This window comes from Thermaerobacter subterraneus DSM 13965 (genome assembly GCF_000183545.2).
In the GTDB taxonomy this organism is placed as follows: Bacteria; Bacillota; Sulfobacillia; order Thermaerobacterales; family Thermaerobacteraceae; genus Thermaerobacter; species Thermaerobacter subterraneus.
On the sequence record NZ_JH976535.1, the window covers coordinates 94,224 to 110,075 of the forward strand.

The window sequence follows — 15,852 nt, forward strand, 5'->3', positions numbered from 1 at the left end:
GCCAAGAAGAAAGGGCGGCGGCGGTAGCGGTTCCGCCGTCGCCCTCCCGCAAAGGCTTGGCCGTGCACCCGTCGTCGACACCCGCACCCGGGCGCTGGCCGAACCGTGGGCTCCGGCCCGGCTACCCCGCGGCACACGCGGTGGCTCGCTTACCGTTGCTCCCTTCCGGGCCTGGCGGGGTTCACGAGTCCGCGTTGCGCGGGACCCGGCCTTCAACACCCCGTGTCCGGTGCTGGCCCCGACCGCGAGGGCCTCGGACGGGAATTCGACCCCGCTATAGCGGATTGCGGGTACAGGGCACCGCTACCTCCCCGTCTAGCACGGCCAAAGCATAAAGGTAAAGGCCAGAACCAAAACCCAAGGCAAGAAAGGCGAGACCTGAAGACAAAAAGGGCGGAAGGGGTGGGATTCGAACCCACGGTGGGCTTGCGCCCACACACGCTCTCCAGGCGTGTGCCTTAAACCGCTCGGCCACCCTTCCTCGCCGTGGACGGTTCTCCGTCGTGCCCTGCTCGCTTTTTCAGCTGGGCCGGACCGCCGCCGGCCGTCCGGGACGGGCATCCAAGCAGCGGGCCGGGGCCGGTCCCGGGACCGGACCGCGAGTGCGGCCGGGCCGGCATCCTGCGGAAGGGGTGGGATTCGAACCCACGGTGGGCTTGCGCCCACAACGGTTTTCGAGACCGCCCCGTTCAACCACTCCGGCACCCTTCCATGCTGCCTGCGACCCGGCCATGGCCTCGCCCCTTCGGGGGGCACAGCGCCGCAGACCCCCGCCGGCCACGCTCCGGTGTTCCGCCCCGGCCCTCCCCGGCCGCCGCGACGGCGGTTCACCGCCGCCGCCAGCCGCCCCCGCCGCCGGTCCGGCCCACACGTTCAGGCGCCCGGGCCGGCTCCACCGGGATCGGGCCGCATACCGGGATCCGGGAACACGCCGCCCGGATCCCGCAAGCCCGTGTCGCGCAGCCGGCGGAAGAAGCCCCGCAATAAAGCGGCGCTGGCGTCGGCCAGCACACCGGAACGCAGCTCGACTCGGTGATTCAGTCTATCATGTTGCACCAGGTTCATCAAGCTGCCGGCCGCGCCGGCCTTGGGGTCGCGAGCACCATAGACCAGCCGCGGCACCCGCGCCAGAACGATGGCACCCGCGCACATGGGGCAAGGTTCCAGGGTGACGTACAGGGTCACCCCTTCCAGCCGCCAGCCTCCCAGGCGCGCAGCCGCTTCCCGCAGCACCAGGATCTCCGCGTGGGCCGTGGGGTCGCCCAGCCGCTCGCGCAGGTTGTGGCCGCGGGCGATGATGGCGTCCTGGTAGACGGCGACCGCCCCCACGGGAACCTCCCCGAGGGCCAGGGCGCGCCGGGCCTCGGCCAGGGCCTCGGCCATGTACCGCTGGTCCGGGTCGTCGCCGGCCTGCGCGCCACCCTCCGCGGCCGCGGTGCCCGGAGCCGGTTCGTCCGGATGAACGGTACCGGCCACTACGGCACCCCCTCTCCGAGCTGGCCGGGGCCGCCCGCGCGCCCGCCGCCTCAGGACACCGGGCTGGCGGTGCGCCCTCGGCCGGCGCACCCTCAGGCCGCGGCCGGGGACGAAAGAGGCGATGAGAAAGGCCAGAGCAGCCGGGCTCTGGCCGGGATCCGGCGGGACGGAGCGGTCTGCGGTCCAGCCGCTGGCCGGTGCCACCGGCCCCGCCCCGTGGTGCGCCCGCCATGACGCTGCACGGTGCGCCCGGGAGGACTCGAACCCCCGACGCCTTCCTTAGGACGGAAGCGCTCTTCCACCTGAGCTACGGGCGCATGTGGCGGACCGCCGGGCTACGCGCCGCCACGCGGTTATTCTATCATGGACCCTGGCCGCCGGGCGACCCGGCCTGACAGGGTTCGCCGGGGTCGCCCCGGTCGTGCGCCGGCGGCCGTAGCCGGGCCGGCAAAGAGCCAGCCGAACCCGGTGCCGCCCGGCGGTTGCCCGGCCTCCGGAATCCGGGAAGGGAAGGACGGCGTCCCGGCGCGGCCCGGTCTGGGGACGGCCGGGAAAGGTGCGACGATGCCTGAGGAAGGAGCGCATGGCATGGACCTCCGGCGCTGGTTGCGGGCGGGCATGATCGCCGCCCTGTACGTGGTGCTCACCCTGATCTTCCAGCCCATCTCCTTCGGGCAGGTCCAGTTCCGGGTGAGCGAGGCCCTCACCCTGCTGCCCATGCTCTGGGCGGAGGCGGTGCCGGGCCTTTTTGCCGGCGTGGCCCTGGCCAACCTCCAGAGCCCCTTCGGCCTCTGGGACGTGGTCGGAGGCTCCCTGGTGACCCTGGCCGCGGCCTTGATCACCCGCCGCTTCCCCTTCCACCCGGTGGGTTATCTGGCGCCCGTGGTGTTGAACGCCGTGCTGGTCGGCGGTTATCTGTCCTACCTGACCCATACCCCCTACCTGCCCTGGGTGTTGTGGATCGGCGCCGGGGAAGCGGGGGTCGTGTTTCTTCTTGGCTATCCCCTGGTTCAGGTGCTCCGCCGCCGCCAGGTGCGCTGAACTACCCCGCGCCGAACTACCTCGCGCTCAGCCACCTCGCACTGAGCCATTGCGTCCCTTGATCGGTCCCCGCAGCCGGTGCCGCGCAGCGCCGCCCGCTCTGCTGGCATGCCGGTTCGCAAGCCAGCCCCCGCCGCGGGGGCGGCAACCTTCGAGACCGTGCGCCGCATCCTTCTGGAGCCAGCTGGCCGCCCGGCTCCGTGGCGGGCCGCCGGCGCCTCGGCTAACGCCCGCCTGCCGGGGCACCACCGGGTCTCGCCGCTCCGGACGGTGACGCTCCCCCCACCCGGCTGCCCGCCGGTTCCGGGGACGGGCAACCGGCGCCCCGGGCGCCCACGCCGCGCACCAGGGCGAGCAGGAGAACGGCGGCCGGTAGCACCACCTGAAACAGCAGCGCCAGAAAAGGCCAGGTGCGGGCCAGGAAGTCGGTCATCTCCAAGCTGCTGGGGAATAGCCAGATGGACAGCGCCAGTACCAGGGCCGTTATGGGGGTCACCAGCGGGCGGTAATCGTCGACCCCGAAGGCGCCCGCGCCGGTGATGCTAGCGGCAAAGATCCAGACGCCCATCTTGATCACCAGCCCGCCCACCCAAACGGTGGTCAGCAGGGGTTCCAGCCGCTCAATGAAATCGGCGATGCTGACGGTGCGCGTTGCGGCGAACAGGGGAAAGGTGAACAGGGCGGCCGTATCCCCCAGCACCAGGATGGTCCCCAGGGTCAGGAGGGTCAAAAGCCCACCCACCACCAGCACCGCAGCCGAACCGGCGCGCCGGGCGCCATCCCAGTCGGCCAGGGACGGATGGATGACCAGGGACAACACCGTCTCCCCAAGCCAGGCCAGGGGCGGCACCGCACCGCGCAACAGGTTCCCCCAGCCGCTCTCCAGCAGGGGGAGGATGGCGCGCCCGTCGATGTTGGGTAGCAGCAACACCAGCAGGAACACGAAGGATGCCGCGATCACGGGGAACAGCAGCTCCGCCACCCGGGCTAGCACCTCCAGCCCGTCCCGGGCGACCCACATGGCCAGGCCCAGGGCCGTTCCTTGGATCACCACCAGTGGCGTCAGGGGTAGCACCGTGGCCACGACGAACTCGCCGAATTCCCGGGCGATGACGGCGGCGGTCAATAGGACCCAACCCCAGGTCAGGAGATTGACCACCGACCCCAACCAGCGCCCCAGCACCAGGCGGTGGATGTCCGTCCAACCCTGGCCGGGAAAGCGGTGAGCCAGGGCCAGGTGCAGCCGCACCACAGCCGCCCCGGCCAGGGTGACCAGCGCCACCGCCAGCCACGCGTCATGGCCGGCGTACTGCCCGATCATGGCCGGCAGCGCAAGGACCGTGGTCGGTGAGATGGTGAAGAAAAGCAGCACAAAGAGCTGCCGGGGCGATACCTGCTCGTTGCGGGGCTGGTACGGGATCATACAGGTAGTGTTTCCCGGAACCTGCGGGGCCAGCATGTGACGGGTGGAGGGTGGCGGCTGGAGGGGTGCCGGCCCTCGGCGGCCGCGGGGACGGGGCCGCTGCCGCCGTGATAGCCCCCCGGGTCATCCCCTATCCGGGGTCATCCACAGCCGCCACGGGGTGAAGAGGGTGTTCAACAGGTCCACCAAGGTGGGCCCCTGCCAGTGGAGCCCCTGGAGAACGCCGATGCCCGTCGCCAGGGACATGAAGACCAGGTACACCGCCACCAGGCGCCGCGACCCCTGGCGCAGGAGGGGTGGCAGCTCGATCCCAAGGAGTACCGTCACCAGGGCCAACATCAGCAGGACTTGCACTGTATCCCCTCCTCAACCACGGGTTTCGGTCGGGCACGGCCACCGAGGTCCTGCCGAAGCCCTTCCATCGCCGAGGCCGGGGCAGGGCGCCTTCCGGCCTGTCCTCACGGTCACCGCGAGCGGGCGGGGGCGCCGGTGGTCAGCCCGGGCCGGCGCACGTCGACCTGGACCCGATAGCGCACCTCCACCCGGGGAAAGACCTCGTCCCACCGGGGTCCCAGCATGGCCCAGGCCGCGGGGTTGCGCTTCCGCAGGGTGGCACCAAATCCGGCGGCATCGGTACCCAGGCGATCCTGCAGGGCGGTGCGAGCCTCCTCGGCCCTGCGGACGATTTCCCGGGCGGCCAGTTCCTCGATCCGGCGAATGGCGGCAGGGGAGGAGACCTCGAGGCCTGCGGGGTTGTCCACCAGGTCGTCTTCGGTCGCCACCTGCACCCGTATCACCACCCGGTCCCCATCCACCATCGGCTGGAGCTGGGTTTTCGCGCGCAACAGGCGCAAGCTGACCGAGCCGCCCGGCAAGGAGACGGTGATGGTCCCGTGCTGGATCTCGCCCCGCAGCCACATCAGGCCGCGGGTGGTGGCGTTATCCAGCCATCCCGCCAGCCGGTCCCCCTTGAAGACCCCCACCCCGTTCACAAACCAGCCCTGCACCGGCATTCCGCCGTTCGTTACCGGCGCCAGTTCCACCCGCGGTAGGACGGGTTCCTGCCCCGGCTCGTAGAGGGCCCGTACCAGCCGGTAGAGGGGTACCACGATGCCCAGACGCAGTCGGATCTGCTCCCGCAGGGCATCAGCCGGCAACGATTCCAGTGGTGGGGTGGCCCGGATGAACTTGGGGCCCGCCTCCCCCGGCGTTACGGCCACCATGAGCTCGAGGCGTGGCTGGGCATCCCGCATCAGGAAGTCCAGCACCGGCCCGATGCCCCGGCGCGCCGCCCCCTCGCCGATGAGCACCGTCTTGAGGTGCGAGTAGTACAGGCGCCGGGGTACGGTCTCCTGGATCAGCGACAGGGCGTCAGCCAGCGTCCGCCCCGATCCCTGGATGTAGTTGACCGGCTTCTGCCCCACCTGGCTGGATCCTTGCTGGCCCGGCCGGGGAAAGCGCGCCGGGTCGGCCACGCTGAGGGTGACCCGAAAGCGGCCGCCTTGGTCCCGGTCAACGGCCATGCCCAGCACGATGGCCCGGTCGTTGATCTCCACCCGGTCCCAGCAACCGGTCAGGACGAACGCGGCCAGGACCAGCAGGGCCGCGATCCGGAGGCATCCCCACCGAAGGCCCCACAGCGCGGAAGGGAGGCCCCGTTGCTCCCCCACCGGTTCTCCGGGCGGACCGCTTCGCGCTCCGGGGAGGCCGGCTCCGGCCAGGTCGCTGTGGCCCGCCATCAAGGTGCCCCTCCAAGCCCGGGCCAGCGCCGGGCGCTGGGCTGCAAACCCGGGCGGGCGCGATGCCAGTTGCGGCGAGCCAGGTGGGTGGGCCGCTCTGTCATGGCCCAGTGGGGCGCCCGCACGGCCACGTCCTTGAGGTCGGGTGTGTTGAGCGGCCCCACCGGTGCCAGGTAGGGGTAGCCAAAAGAGCGCAGTCCGGCCAAGTGGATCAGGATGGCCATGAGCCCCACTATCACTCCGTAAAGGCCCAACAAACCGGCCAGCAGCATCAGGGGGAAGCGCAGCAACCGGATGGCATAGGCCAAGTTGAAGCGAGCGATGGTGAAGTTGGCGATGCCTGTGGTGGCCACGATGATCACCATGGGCGCCGACACGATGCCTGCCATGACCGCCGCCTCGCCGATGACGATGGCACCAACGATGCTGACCGCCTGGCCGATGGTGCGGGGTAGGCGCACCCCGGCCTCCCGCAGGGCTTCAAAGATGATTTCCACCAGTAGCGCCTCCACCACGGCAGGGAAAGGGATGCCCTCGCGGCTGGCGGCCACCGTCATCAGCAGGGGAGTGGGCAGCATCTCGGGGTGGTAGGTGGTGATGGCCACATACAGCGAGGGCAGCAGTAGGGCGACCATGGTGAACAGGTAGCGCAGCCAGCGGAGGGCGGTGGTCGCGACGAAGCGAACGTTGTAATCCTCCGTCGTTTGCAGCAGGGTCCACAAGGAAATGGGGACCACAAGCACAAAGGGAGTGCCGTCGGTCACGATGGCCACCCGGCCCTCCAGCAGGGCGCCGGCCACCACGTCAGGCCGTTCCGTGTGCAGGATCTGGGGAAAGATGGAGGCTGGGTTGTCCTCGATCCATTCCTCGATGTAGCCGCTCTCCAGGATGCCGTCGACCTCGATGCGGTGGAGCCGGCTCTGGACTTCCGTGACCAGGTGGGGGTTGGCGATGCCCTGGAGGTAGCAAACCGCCACCTGGGTGTGGGTGACACGGCCCACCCGTACCTGTTCGACCTTTAAGCGAATGTCCGCGAGCCTACGCCGGATCAGGCTGATGTTGGTCTGGAGGTCTTCAGTGAAGCCGTCCCGCGGTCCGCGGATGACGGGCTCCATGGAGGGCTCTTCCACGGATCGCTCCGGCAGCTTGCGCATGTCGATGTTGAGGGCGTCGGTGCAGCCGTCCACCAGGAGGACCACGCTGCCGGAGAGGATGCCCTTAAGCAGGCCATCGATGGTCTTGGCCCGCATGTTGCCCGTGGTGGGCAGGACGCGCTCCGTGAGCACCTTTTGGAGGCGCCGTCCCCGGGGCAGCCGCTCGCTGCGCACCCGCAGGATGGGCGCCAGGACGAATTCCTGCACCGCTCGGGTGTCCACGAGCCCCTCAATGAAGAGCAGGGCCACACCCGCCCCGTTGCGCAGCCAGATCCTGCGGACCACAAAGTCGTCGATCCGCTCGAGGGCGCGCTTGAAGAGCTGGACATCCTCCTGGAGGCGGCCCGTCAGGCTGCGACGCCCCACCAACAAGGTCCGGTCCAGGGTCGAGCGCAGGTCCTGAAGGCTCGTCTCCAGGTGCCGTAAGGAGCCCTCCAGATGACGCCAATCCCTGTCCTGACCTCCAGGCTTTCGGTACCAGGGTCCCGGACGGAAGAACAGCGGCATGGTCCCACCCCCAGGGACGGCCGGTCAGCCGGTCGCCGGCACCTACCATTCCGCGCTTAGGTTGACGGGGATGTCGCAGGGTCATGCCCGAGGCGCCCCTGCCGGCTGTTGCAAAAGCAGAACCGGATTGGCGGTGACTGCCATCCGGTTCTGCCTAGAGCAAAAGCCCGGGAGCTTTAGCTCCCGGGCTGGGAACGGCTGAAGAAACCCGGTTGGTTCCGGGCTTCTTCGGTGCGCCGTGGAGGATTTGAACCCCCGACCTGCTGATCCGTAGTCAGCCGCTCTATCCGGACTGAGCTAACGGCGCACGAGTAGGCTTGGCGCTCAGCGGAAGGGGAGGGATTCGAACCCTCGGAGGGGCTTTAAAGGCCCCTCAACCGCTTAGCAGGCGGCTCCTTTCGACCTCTCAGGCACCCTTCCCGGCGACAGCCCCAATGTTAGCACAGGCTTGCGGGCGGTGCAACCCGCGCCCCTCGTCGGACTGCATCAAGCTTCGGTAGGTGGATCCCCCCGACCCATGCTCCGGTTACGCCACAGAAAGGCCGGCCAGGTGCCGTAACGCCTGCACCCACTCACGGTCCGCATGCGGCCCGTAGAGCGCCGGGATCCGCACCCGCAGCCACTGGGCGACATCCTCCACGTCGCTCCGACTCAGGCGCTGCCCGAACAGCCGGCCTTGCGGGGTCGACACCACCGGTGGCGCCTGGCGGCGCTGCCAGACCGGACGCGCATAGCGCTCGAGCTCCCCATTTGCTCGGGCCGCCAACAGGCGGGCCAGGTGCCGTGCCCCGCCTTCGCTCCACGACGCTCCCCGTCGCTTCATCCGCCGGGCCAGCACGTGGTAATTCTGCCCCTCGATCGCACCAAGCCGCCGCACGTTCGCGTCGGCCACGATGCCGTCCCAGTGGTTCTTCATGTACTGCTTCAGCTCTTGGACGCGGTCGCGGTCGTCTCCCTGCGCCCGCCGGCGAGCCGCATCCAGGATCGCCGCCACCTCGGGCCACGGCTTCCCCTCGGCCAGCGCCGCCGCCAGCTGCCGGTGGGCTTCCGGATCATGCCGCAGCCCGCGCCGCAGCGCCCGCTTGAGGTGGAACGGATCGAGGCGATAGGTGGCCTGGGGGAGGTACTCCAGCACCTTGCGGATCCACGGCGCCCCGTCCCCACCCACCGTGCACTGTTCCACCCGGGCCCAATCCCACGCCGCCGCAAAGGCCGCCAGCGCCTCCTCGATGGACGCCGTCCCTTCGCCCACGGCCACGTGCACCCGCCGGTTCTTCAGCACCGTCCGCCCCCGCGCGTCCGTCGCCTTGCCCTCATACGCCAGTGCATGCATCAGCGCGATCCGCTCTTTCTGCCCATCCGGCCCGCGCCGCCGGCCCCGCACCAGCAGCTCGTCAAACTCCAGGTCGACGGCGGCCGCCGGCCGGCTCCCGGGCGGGATCTCGCCCCGCTCAAACACCGCCTCCCGCTGCGCCTTCGCCGCTTCGTCCGCTCGGGCCCCGGCCGCCTGCACGTCCGCCCACAAGGCCATGGCGCTCAGCCGCACGGCCCCGCAGCTCACCCGCTCCAGCCAGTCCGCTGCCGCCGCGAACGGCACTTGGGTGCACAGCTGAATCCCGAACTCCTGCACCAGCGGCGAGTACCGCTGCCGCGGCGCCAACCCGAGCACTTCATCCAGCAAGAACCGCCGTACCCCGCTTGGCCGCTCCTGGTAATACCGCCGTTCCCACTGGATCTCGCCCACCCACGTCATCAGGCTTCGTGGTTGCCGGTTGACGCACTTCAGTTGCCGCCGGTCCCGCTGCTCCATCAGCTGCCGGTCCAGCGCCTCCAAGGCCGTGACCAGCAGCTGCCTCGCGGCCTCCTGCGCCCCTCGGACCACGGCCACCTCCAGCATTCGAAAGTCCGGCGCCTCCCACACGGCCTTTTCCACAACCCGCGCAAGCTGCAGGGTGATCTCCCCGATGCGGCGAATCACATCCTTCATGGAGAGGCCTCACCTCCATCCTTGGCCAGAAGGATCGGCTGTCCCGTTTGGGACAACCTGGTGAGGTCTCTCCTTCGCTTTTCCCCCACCAGCACCTACTGAAACTTTAGGCAGTCCCTCGTCGCCAGGCGGGTCCCCCCGGCACCGGGTACGGGGGCACCGGGATGCCGTAGGGCTCGCGCGCCGGGGATGTCGTAGGGCCCGCGCACCGGGCGCGCCGGCCCACAACCACTGGCACTTGGGCGGCACTCCATCATGGGCGGACGCCGGCCGGCGTAGGGTGGACTGGGAACGGAGGCGAGGCCTGTGGTACCGCCCAACCCGTACGTGGCCGGCATGGCCCTGACGCGGCTCCTCTCGGGCAGCCTGGAGGTGCTGGCGGCGGTGCTGATCTGGCGTTACGGCCGCGTCGACCGCGCGCTGGAGATCAACGCCCTCCTGGCCGGGGCGGGGCCGCTGGCCATGATGCTGGCCACGGCCATCGGCCTGGCTGGCCTGGCCGGCGCCCTGCCGCCCCTCAAGCTGGCCCTGATCCTGGGAGGCGTGGCTCTGATCCTCATTGGTACCCGCATCGGGTAAGGGCTCAGCCGTCGCCAGTCGGCTGGGCCGGTCCGGCAGCCGGGGCGGCATTGAAGTGCCGCGCGGGGTTCCCGCCTTTACGCTGCCCGCCGGCGGGCCGCTCGCGCGGGAACAAGGCCTGCGGAAGGGGTGGGATTCGAACCCACGGTGGGCCGGAGGCCCACAGCGGTTTTCAAGACCGCCGCGTTCAACCACTCCGCCACCCTTCCGGACCGTACGAAGACATCCGGCCGGAGGCACCCGGACCGGGACATTCAGAATTGTAACACGGCGCGGTAACACGGCACGCAGCCGCGGGGGCGCGGCATGGAGCCCCAGGGGCGCGGGTGGAGCCGCGGGGGCGCAGGTGGAGCCCCGGACGCCCGCGGGCCTGCCCCTTACCGGCTTCGCCCGGGCTGGCACAGGATCCCTGCCGCTGGGACACCCGGTCCTGTGGGTGCCTGCCGCGTGCACGCCGGGCGCCCGCGCCCGCCCCACGGGAACGCCTGCCCCCCGGGACCACGGTGCACGGGCCCGGCGTCGCTCGTCCGCAACGCCTTTTATGCCCGGAGCACGTCCACCCCCACGTACGGACGCAGGGCGGGCGGGATCACCACGCTGCCGTCGGCCTGCTGGTAGTTTTCAAGCAGGGCCGCCAGGGTACGTCCCACGGCCAGGCCGGACCCGTTGAGGGTGTGGACGAACTGCGGCCGCGCACCGGGTTCAGGGCGGAAGCGAATGTTCGCCCGGCGCGCCTGGTAGTCGCGGTAGTTGCTGCAGGACGAGATCTCGACGTAACGCCCGTAGCTGGGCATCCAGACCTCCAGGTCGTACTGCCGGGCCTGGGCAAAGCCCATGTCACCCGTACAGATCAGGACGACCCGGTACGGCAGGCCCAGTCGCTGCAGCACCGCCTCGGCATCGGCCACCAGTTTCTCGTGCTCCTCCGGCGACGCTTCGGGCCGGACGAACTTCACCAGCTCCACCTTGTCGAACTGGTGCTGGCGGATCAGCCCGCGGGTGTCCCGGCCGGCCGACCCCGCCTCCGCGCGGAAGCAGGGCGTGTACGCCACGTGGTAGATCGGCAGCTGGCCCGCGTCCAGGATCTCGTCCCGGTAGAGGTTGGTGACGGGCACCTCCGCCGTGGGGACCAGATAGAAGTCCGAGTCGGCCACCCGGAAGGCGTCCTCCTCGAACTTGGGCAGCTGGCCGGTACCGATCATGCTCTGGCGGTGGACCAGAAAGGGCGGTAGCACCTCGGTATAGCCGTGCTCCCGGGTGTGCAGGTCCAGCATGAACTGGATCAGTGCCCGCACCAGCCGCGCGCCCAGGCCGCGAAAGACGGTGAAGCGTGCGCCGGTGATCTTGGCGGCGCGCTCGAAGTCCAGGATCCCCAGGGCAGGTCCCAGATCCCAGTGGGCCCTGGGCTCGAAGCCGAACTCCGGCGGCGTGCCCCAACGGCGTACCTCCACGTTGTCGCCGGCGTCGTCGCCGTCGGGCACCTCGGGGTCCGGAATCATGGGCAAACGCAGCAGCCGGTCCTGGATCTCCTGCTCCAGCTGGCGCACCTGCTCTTCCAGTTCCTTGATGGTGTCGCCCACCTGGCGCATGGCGGCAATGAGTTCCGAGGCATCGCCCCCTTCACGGCGCAAGCGCCCGATGGCCTCGGAAGTCTCGTTGCGGCGGGCCCGCAATTCCTCCAGCCGCTGCAGGTGCTGGCGCCAACGGGCGTCAGCCTCCAGCAGGGCGTCAAGGTCCGCCGCATCCAGGCGCCGCCGGCGCAGGGCTTCCCGCACCACTTCCGGATGCTGGCGTACAAAGCGCAGGTCCAGCAACGATCGTTCCCCCTTCGCTTGAGGTGGGCGGGCACCGCCCCACTCAGGGCGGAAGCACCCGGCCGCGCGAGCACGCTGGCCGGACCCCCGCTTCCCCGGTGCCGATCCGCGACGGCCCGGCTGGACGGCCGGGCCGGCCTGCCATCAGGAGAGCCTCGCCCGCGCGGCCCACAGGGCGTCGGTCCCGGGCGGCTCCAGCTCCCCTTCCTGTCCACCGGGGCCGACCCGGCGCAGCCGCCCGTCTCCGGTCACCCGGCCGATGGCTGCCGTCGGGATGCCCGCTTCCTGCCATGCCGCCTGCAGCTCCGCAGCCCGGGCGGGCGGTGCCGCCACCAGCAAGGCTCCCGAGCCGATGAGCCGCAGCGGATCGATCCCCGCGGCGGCGCAGATGACCCGCGTCTCGTCGCGCACGGGGATGGCATCGGTTTCCACCACGCAGCCCACGGGCTCGCCCTGGGCCTGCCGGGCGGCGGCGATCATCTCCCAGACGGCGCCCAGCACGCCCCCTTCGGTGACGTCATGCATGGCGTGGGCGCCGCGCCGCGCGGCCACCCGGGCCTCGGGCACGATGCTGAGCCAGCGCCCCAGGCCGGCCGCTGCCTCCAGCACCGGCTCGGCCACGCCCCGGTCCCGCAGGGCCTGGCGGCAGTCAGCGGCCAGGATGGCCGTTCCCTCCAGGCCCGCCCACTTGGTCAGCAGCAGCACGTCGCCCGGCCGGGCGCCCCCGCTGGGCATCAGGCCTGACGGCGGCGTGCGGCCCAGGGCCGTGGCCACCACCAGGGGCTGGGCCAGGCCGGGGGTCACCTCGGTGTGCCCGCCGGCGATCTGGCAACCCACCTCCCGGGCGGCGGCGTGGGCCCCTGCCATCAGCTCTTCCAGCATCGCCTGGGGCGCGCCCGGCGGCAGGAGGATGGTGAGGAGCACGGCCACCGGTTCGGCCCCGGTGGCGGCCACGTCGTTGCAATTGACGTGCACCACAAGCCAGCCGGCATGGTGACCCGCTCCGGTGATGGGGTCGCTGGCCGCAACCAGCAGGTCGCCCCCCAGGTCGAGGGCGGCCGCGTCTTCCCCCGGGGCCGCGGCCAGCACCACCTCGCGCCGCTGCATCCCCGTCCGCGGAAGAACCAGCTTTTTCAACAGCGCGGCCGGCAGCTTGCCCCCCGGCAACAACTCGCCCGGGCCGCCGGCCCTGGGCCCGGCGGGCTGGCCCGGTGCGGCCGCAGCCGGTTGGGGCCTGGTGGGATCCTGGTTCATCGCCTCTCCCCCGCCTGTTCGTCCGCCGGTTGGTCCGCAGCCCCGGAGCCAAGGACTGGCCACCGGGAGTGGGGGCGGATGACCCGATATGTCCCCTCAGTCTCCCCGCTGGGCCACGGTGGCCACGGCGGAGACCCGATCGCCCGGCTCCAGGCGCATCACCGTGACCCCTTGGGCCGCGCGGCCCTGGATCGACACCTGGTCCACGGGGACCCGCAGCACGATGCCGCCCTGGGAGATCAGCATGACCTCCTCACCCGGCCGCACCACCTCGAAGCCGGCCACCTGCCCGTTGCGAGCCGTCAGGGTGATGGCCCGGATCCCCTTCCCCCCGCGTCCCTGGGCCCGGAACTCCCGGACGGGCGTGCGCTTGCCGTAGCCCCGGTCGGTGATCACCAGCAGGTGGGCCTCGTCGTCGGCCACCTCCATGCCCACCACCTCATCGCCCTCTTCCAGGCGAATACCCATCACGCCGCGGGCGGTCCGGCCCATGGTGCGGACCTCCGCCACCGGGAAGCGGATGGCCTGGCCCTGCCGGGTCAGCAGCAGGACGTCGCCGCGGCCGTCGGTGAGCTGGACCGCCACCAGCTCGTCGCCCGGATCCAGGGACAGGGCGATGAGCCCGCCGCGGCGGATGTGGCCGAACTCGGCCAGGGCCGTGCGCTTGACCACCCCTCGCCGCGTGCACATGAGCAGGTCGCGGTCCTCCCCGAAATCCCGCACGGGGATGACGGCGGTCACCTGCTCGTCCTGCCCGATCTCGATCAGGTTCACCACCGCCGTGCCCCGGGCCGTGCGGCTGGCCTCGGGCACCTCGTGCACGCGGCGGTGATAGACCTTGCCCCGGTTGGTGAAGAAGAGCAGGTTCTCGTGGGTGGTGGCGATGAAGAGCTGGGAGACGAAGTCCTCCTCCCGGGTCTGGATGCCGGTGATGCCCCGGCCGCCGCGACGCTGGCTGCGGTACGTGTCCACGGGCAGCCGTTTGATGTAGCCGCGGTGGGTCAGGGTGATCACCACGTCCTCCTCGGCGATCAGGTCCTCCACCTCGAACTCGGCGGCGCCCGCGACGATCTTGGTGCGCCGGTCGTCGCCGAAGCGGTCCCGGATCTCGCCCAGCTCCTGCTTGATGATGTCCAGCACCATCTTCTCCGAGTTCAGGACCGCCCGCAGATATTCGATCTCCTTCAAGAGCTCCTGGTACTCTTCCTCCACCTTTTCCCGTTCCAGGCCGGTCAGCCGCTGCAGGCGCATGTCCAGGATGGCCTGGGCCTGCTTTTCCGTCAGGTTGAAGTTCTCCATCAGCCCGGTGCGGGCTTCGTCGACGGTGCGCGACTGGCGGATCAGGGTGATCACGGCGTCGATGTGGTCCAGGGCGATGCGCAGCCCTTCCAGGATGTGGGCCCGGGCCTCGGCCTTGGCCAAGTCGTGCCGGGTCCGGCGCACGATCACGTCCTTCTGGTGGTCCAGGTAGTGGCGCAAGAGCTGCTTGAGGGTGAGCACCCGCGGCTGCCCATCCACCAGGGCCAGCTGGATGATGCCGTAGCTGACCTGCATGGGGGTGAACTTGTACAGCTGGTTGAGGATCACGTTGGGGTTGGCGCCCCGGGCCAGCTCGATGACCACCCGCAGCCCCGAGCGGTCCGTCTCGTCGCGCAGGTCGGTGATGCCCTCGATGCGCCGCTCCTGGACCAGCTCGGCGATCTTCTCGATGATCTTGCTCTTGGTCACCTCGTAGGGGATCTCGGTGACCACGATGCGCGCCTTGCCGCTGGCCGCCGTCTCGATCTGGGCGTGGGCGCGGATGGTGATGATGCCCCGGCCCGTGGTGTAGGCCTGGCGGATGCCTTCCCGCCCCACGATGATGCCGCCCGTGGGGAAGTCCGGCCCCTTGATCACCTTCATCAGATCGCGATCGGTGGCATCGGGATAATCGATCAGGTGGATGACGCCGTCGATGGCCTCCCGCAGGTTGTGGGGCGGGATGTTGGTCGCCATGCCCACGGCGATGCCCGCGGCCCCGTTGACCAGCAGGTTGGGGAAGCGCGCCGGCAGCACGGCCGGCTCCTGCTCCGTCTCGTCGAAGTTGGGAACGAAGTCGACGGTGTCCTTGTCCAGGTCCCGCATGAGCTCCATGGCCAGGGGGCTCAGGCGGGCCTCGGTATAGCGCATGGCCGCCGGGGGGTCGCCGTCGATGGAGCCGAAGTTGCCATGGCCCTCGATCAGCGGGTAGCGCATGGAGAAGTCCTGGGCCATGCGCACCAGCGCGTCGTAGACGGCGGCATCGCCGTGGGGATGGTACTTGCCCAGCACGTCACCCACGGTGCGGGCCGACTTCTTGAAGGGCTTATCGGGGGTGTTCCCCCCCTCCCGCATGGCGAAGAGGATGCGGCGGTGGACGGGCTTGAGGCCGTCCCGCACGTCGGGCAGCGCCCGGTTGACGATCACGCTCATGGCGTAATCGATGTAGGACTGTTTCATCTCCTCCTCGATGTCGACGGGGAGGATCTTGCCGTGAGTGTACTCTGCCATTGCGTCGCTCCTCGTCCTCCGTGCCGGGCCCGTCCGCGCCGCCGTCGCCGCGGCCCGCGGGCCGGCGGGTTCATCCCCCGGGGTGGGTCCGGACCGTCACCGGACGAACGCAGCCGGGCGGGCACCGGCAGCCCGCGCCATGGAGGCGGCCGGCGCGCCGCCCGCGTCATGCCCCCGCCCGGACGAGCCTGCGCCCTCTGCTCCTGCCAGCCGCTCCCACCGGGCCCCCATCCCCCAGGGCCCGGTGCACCTCCCGCTCCTGCGCAGCCCTGCCGGAGGCGTGGCGCGCTACCCCCGCTTCAAGCCGCCGGGCGGCAGGGCCGCGGAGGACCGGCGGGTCCTACCCGCC

11 protein-coding genes, 6 tRNA genes and 1 other RNA gene are annotated in these 15,852 nt (G+C 70.6%); 2 read left to right on the top strand and 16 right to left on the bottom strand.

Annotated elements, in window-relative coordinates; genetic code table 11:
• Positions 1-60: 60 nt before the first annotated feature.
• The 5 genes from ffs to THESUDRAFT_RS00460 all read right to left on the bottom strand — a co-directional run bounded on the left by ffs (position 61) and on the right by THESUDRAFT_RS00460 (position 1,793).
• An RNA gene (gene ffs, locus THESUDRAFT_RS12575) (signal recognition particle sRNA large type) lies at positions 61-324 on the bottom strand.
• 70 nt (positions 325-394) lie between these two features.
• A tRNA-Ser gene (locus THESUDRAFT_RS00445) sits at positions 395-481 on the bottom strand.
• A gap of 143 nt (positions 482-624) precedes the next feature.
• A tRNA-Ser gene (locus THESUDRAFT_RS00450) sits at positions 625-711 on the bottom strand.
• A 162-nt stretch (positions 712-873) separates the two neighbouring features.
• Positions 874-1,476 carry a tRNA adenosine(34) deaminase TadA gene (gene tadA, locus THESUDRAFT_RS00455; protein WP_006902729.1) on the bottom strand — a complete coding sequence of 201 codons (603 nt, stop codon included), beginning with the start codon at positions 1,474-1,476 and terminating at the stop codon, positions 874-876.
• Positions 1,477-1,720: 244 nt separating this feature from the next.
• Positions 1,721-1,793 (bottom strand) — tRNA-Arg (locus THESUDRAFT_RS00460).
• 271 nt (positions 1,794-2,064) lie between these two features.
• Between THESUDRAFT_RS00460 and THESUDRAFT_RS00465 the strand changes: the two genes are divergently transcribed.
• Entirely contained in the window at positions 2,065-2,517 is a 453-nt protein-coding gene (locus tag THESUDRAFT_RS00465; protein ID WP_006902730.1) for a QueT transporter family protein, read from the top strand.
• 223 nt (positions 2,518-2,740) lie between these two features.
• Here THESUDRAFT_RS00465 and THESUDRAFT_RS00470 read toward each other — a convergent pair whose 3' ends face one another.
• The 7 genes from THESUDRAFT_RS00470 to THESUDRAFT_RS00500 form a co-directional block, all read right to left on the bottom strand.
• Entirely contained in the window at positions 2,741-3,940 is a 1,200-nt protein-coding gene (locus THESUDRAFT_RS00470) for a GerAB/ArcD/ProY family transporter (RefSeq protein ID WP_006902731.1), read from the bottom strand.
• A gap of 123 nt (positions 3,941-4,063) precedes the next feature.
• Positions 4,064-4,294 (bottom strand): hypothetical protein, encoded by a 231-nt coding sequence (locus THESUDRAFT_RS00475; RefSeq protein ID WP_006902732.1) that lies wholly within the window; start codon positions 4,292-4,294, stop codon positions 4,064-4,066.
• 110 nt (positions 4,295-4,404) lie between these two features.
• The gene (locus THESUDRAFT_RS00480) at positions 4,405-5,679 is read right to left on the bottom strand and encodes a Ger(x)C family spore germination protein (RefSeq protein WP_006902733.1); all 1,275 of its coding nucleotides are present in this window, start codon (positions 5,677-5,679) and stop codon (positions 4,405-4,407) included.
• Positions 5,679-7,340 carry a spore germination protein gene (locus THESUDRAFT_RS00485; protein ID WP_006902734.1) on the bottom strand — a complete coding sequence of 554 codons (1,662 nt, stop codon included), beginning with the start codon at positions 7,338-7,340 and terminating at the stop codon, positions 5,679-5,681. Before THESUDRAFT_RS00485 ends, THESUDRAFT_RS00480 begins: the two co-directional genes overlap by 1 nt.
• Positions 7,341-7,572: 232 nt before the next feature.
• Positions 7,573-7,647, bottom strand: a tRNA-Arg gene (locus tag THESUDRAFT_RS00490).
• A gap of 21 nt (positions 7,648-7,668) precedes the next feature.
• Positions 7,669-7,760: transfer RNA gene (locus THESUDRAFT_RS00495), tRNA-Ser, on the bottom strand.
• A 106-nt stretch (positions 7,761-7,866) separates the two neighbouring features.
• Positions 7,867-9,327: an ISLre2 family transposase gene (locus THESUDRAFT_RS00500; RefSeq protein ID WP_006902735.1), complete on the bottom strand. Its 1,461-nt coding sequence runs from the start codon at positions 9,325-9,327 to the stop codon at positions 7,867-7,869.
• Positions 9,328-9,633: 306 nt separating this feature from the next.
• Here THESUDRAFT_RS00500 and THESUDRAFT_RS00505 point away from each other — a divergent pair, with 306 nt between their 5' ends.
• A complete protein-coding gene (locus THESUDRAFT_RS00505; protein ID WP_006902736.1) occupies positions 9,634-9,906 on the top strand; it encodes a YqhV family protein in 273 nt (90 codons plus the stop codon).
• Positions 9,907-10,027: 121 nt separating this feature from the next.
• Here THESUDRAFT_RS00505 and THESUDRAFT_RS00510 read toward each other — a convergent pair.
• From THESUDRAFT_RS00510 to gyrA, 4 genes are all read right to left on the bottom strand, one after another.
• Positions 10,028-10,115 (bottom strand) — tRNA-Ser (locus THESUDRAFT_RS00510).
• Between the two features lie 330 nt (positions 10,116-10,445).
• A complete protein-coding gene (serS, locus tag THESUDRAFT_RS00515) occupies positions 10,446-11,720 on the bottom strand; it encodes a serine--tRNA ligase (RefSeq protein ID WP_006902738.1) in 1,275 nt (424 codons plus the stop codon).
• A 144-nt stretch (positions 11,721-11,864) separates the two neighbouring features.
• Positions 11,865-12,974 carry an AIR synthase family protein gene (locus THESUDRAFT_RS00520; RefSeq protein WP_006902739.1) on the bottom strand — a complete coding sequence of 370 codons (1,110 nt, stop codon included), beginning with the start codon at positions 12,972-12,974 and terminating at the stop codon, positions 11,865-11,867.
• A gap of 96 nt (positions 12,975-13,070) precedes the next feature.
• A complete protein-coding gene (gyrA, locus tag THESUDRAFT_RS00525; RefSeq protein WP_006902740.1) occupies positions 13,071-15,503 on the bottom strand; it encodes a DNA gyrase subunit A in 2,433 nt (810 codons plus the stop codon).
• Positions 15,504-15,852: the final 349 nt, after the last annotated feature.

Coding starts and splice junctions, on each gene's coding strand:
- THESUDRAFT_RS00500 (WP_006902735.1), bottom strand. CDS start 9,327: ATGAAGGATGTGATTCGCCGCATCGGGGAGATCACCCTGCAGCTTGCG.
- THESUDRAFT_RS00470 (WP_006902731.1), bottom strand. CDS start 3,940: ATGATCCCGTACCAGCCCCGCAACGAGCAGGTATCGCCCCGGCAGCTC.
- gyrA (WP_006902740.1), bottom strand. CDS start 15,503: ATGGCAGAGTACACTCACGGCAAGATCCTCCCCGTCGACATCGAGGAG.
- THESUDRAFT_RS00485 (WP_006902734.1), bottom strand. CDS start 7,340: ATGCCGCTGTTCTTCCGTCCGGGACCCTGGTACCGAAAGCCTGGAGGT.
- THESUDRAFT_RS00465 (WP_006902730.1), top strand. CDS start 2,065: ATGGACCTCCGGCGCTGGTTGCGGGCGGGCATGATCGCCGCCCTGTAC.
- THESUDRAFT_RS00520 (WP_006902739.1), bottom strand. CDS start 12,974: ATGAACCAGGATCCCACCAGGCCCCAACCGGCTGCGGCCGCACCGGGC.
- THESUDRAFT_RS00480 (WP_006902733.1), bottom strand. CDS start 5,679: ATGGCGGGCCACAGCGACCTGGCCGGAGCCGGCCTCCCCGGAGCGCGA.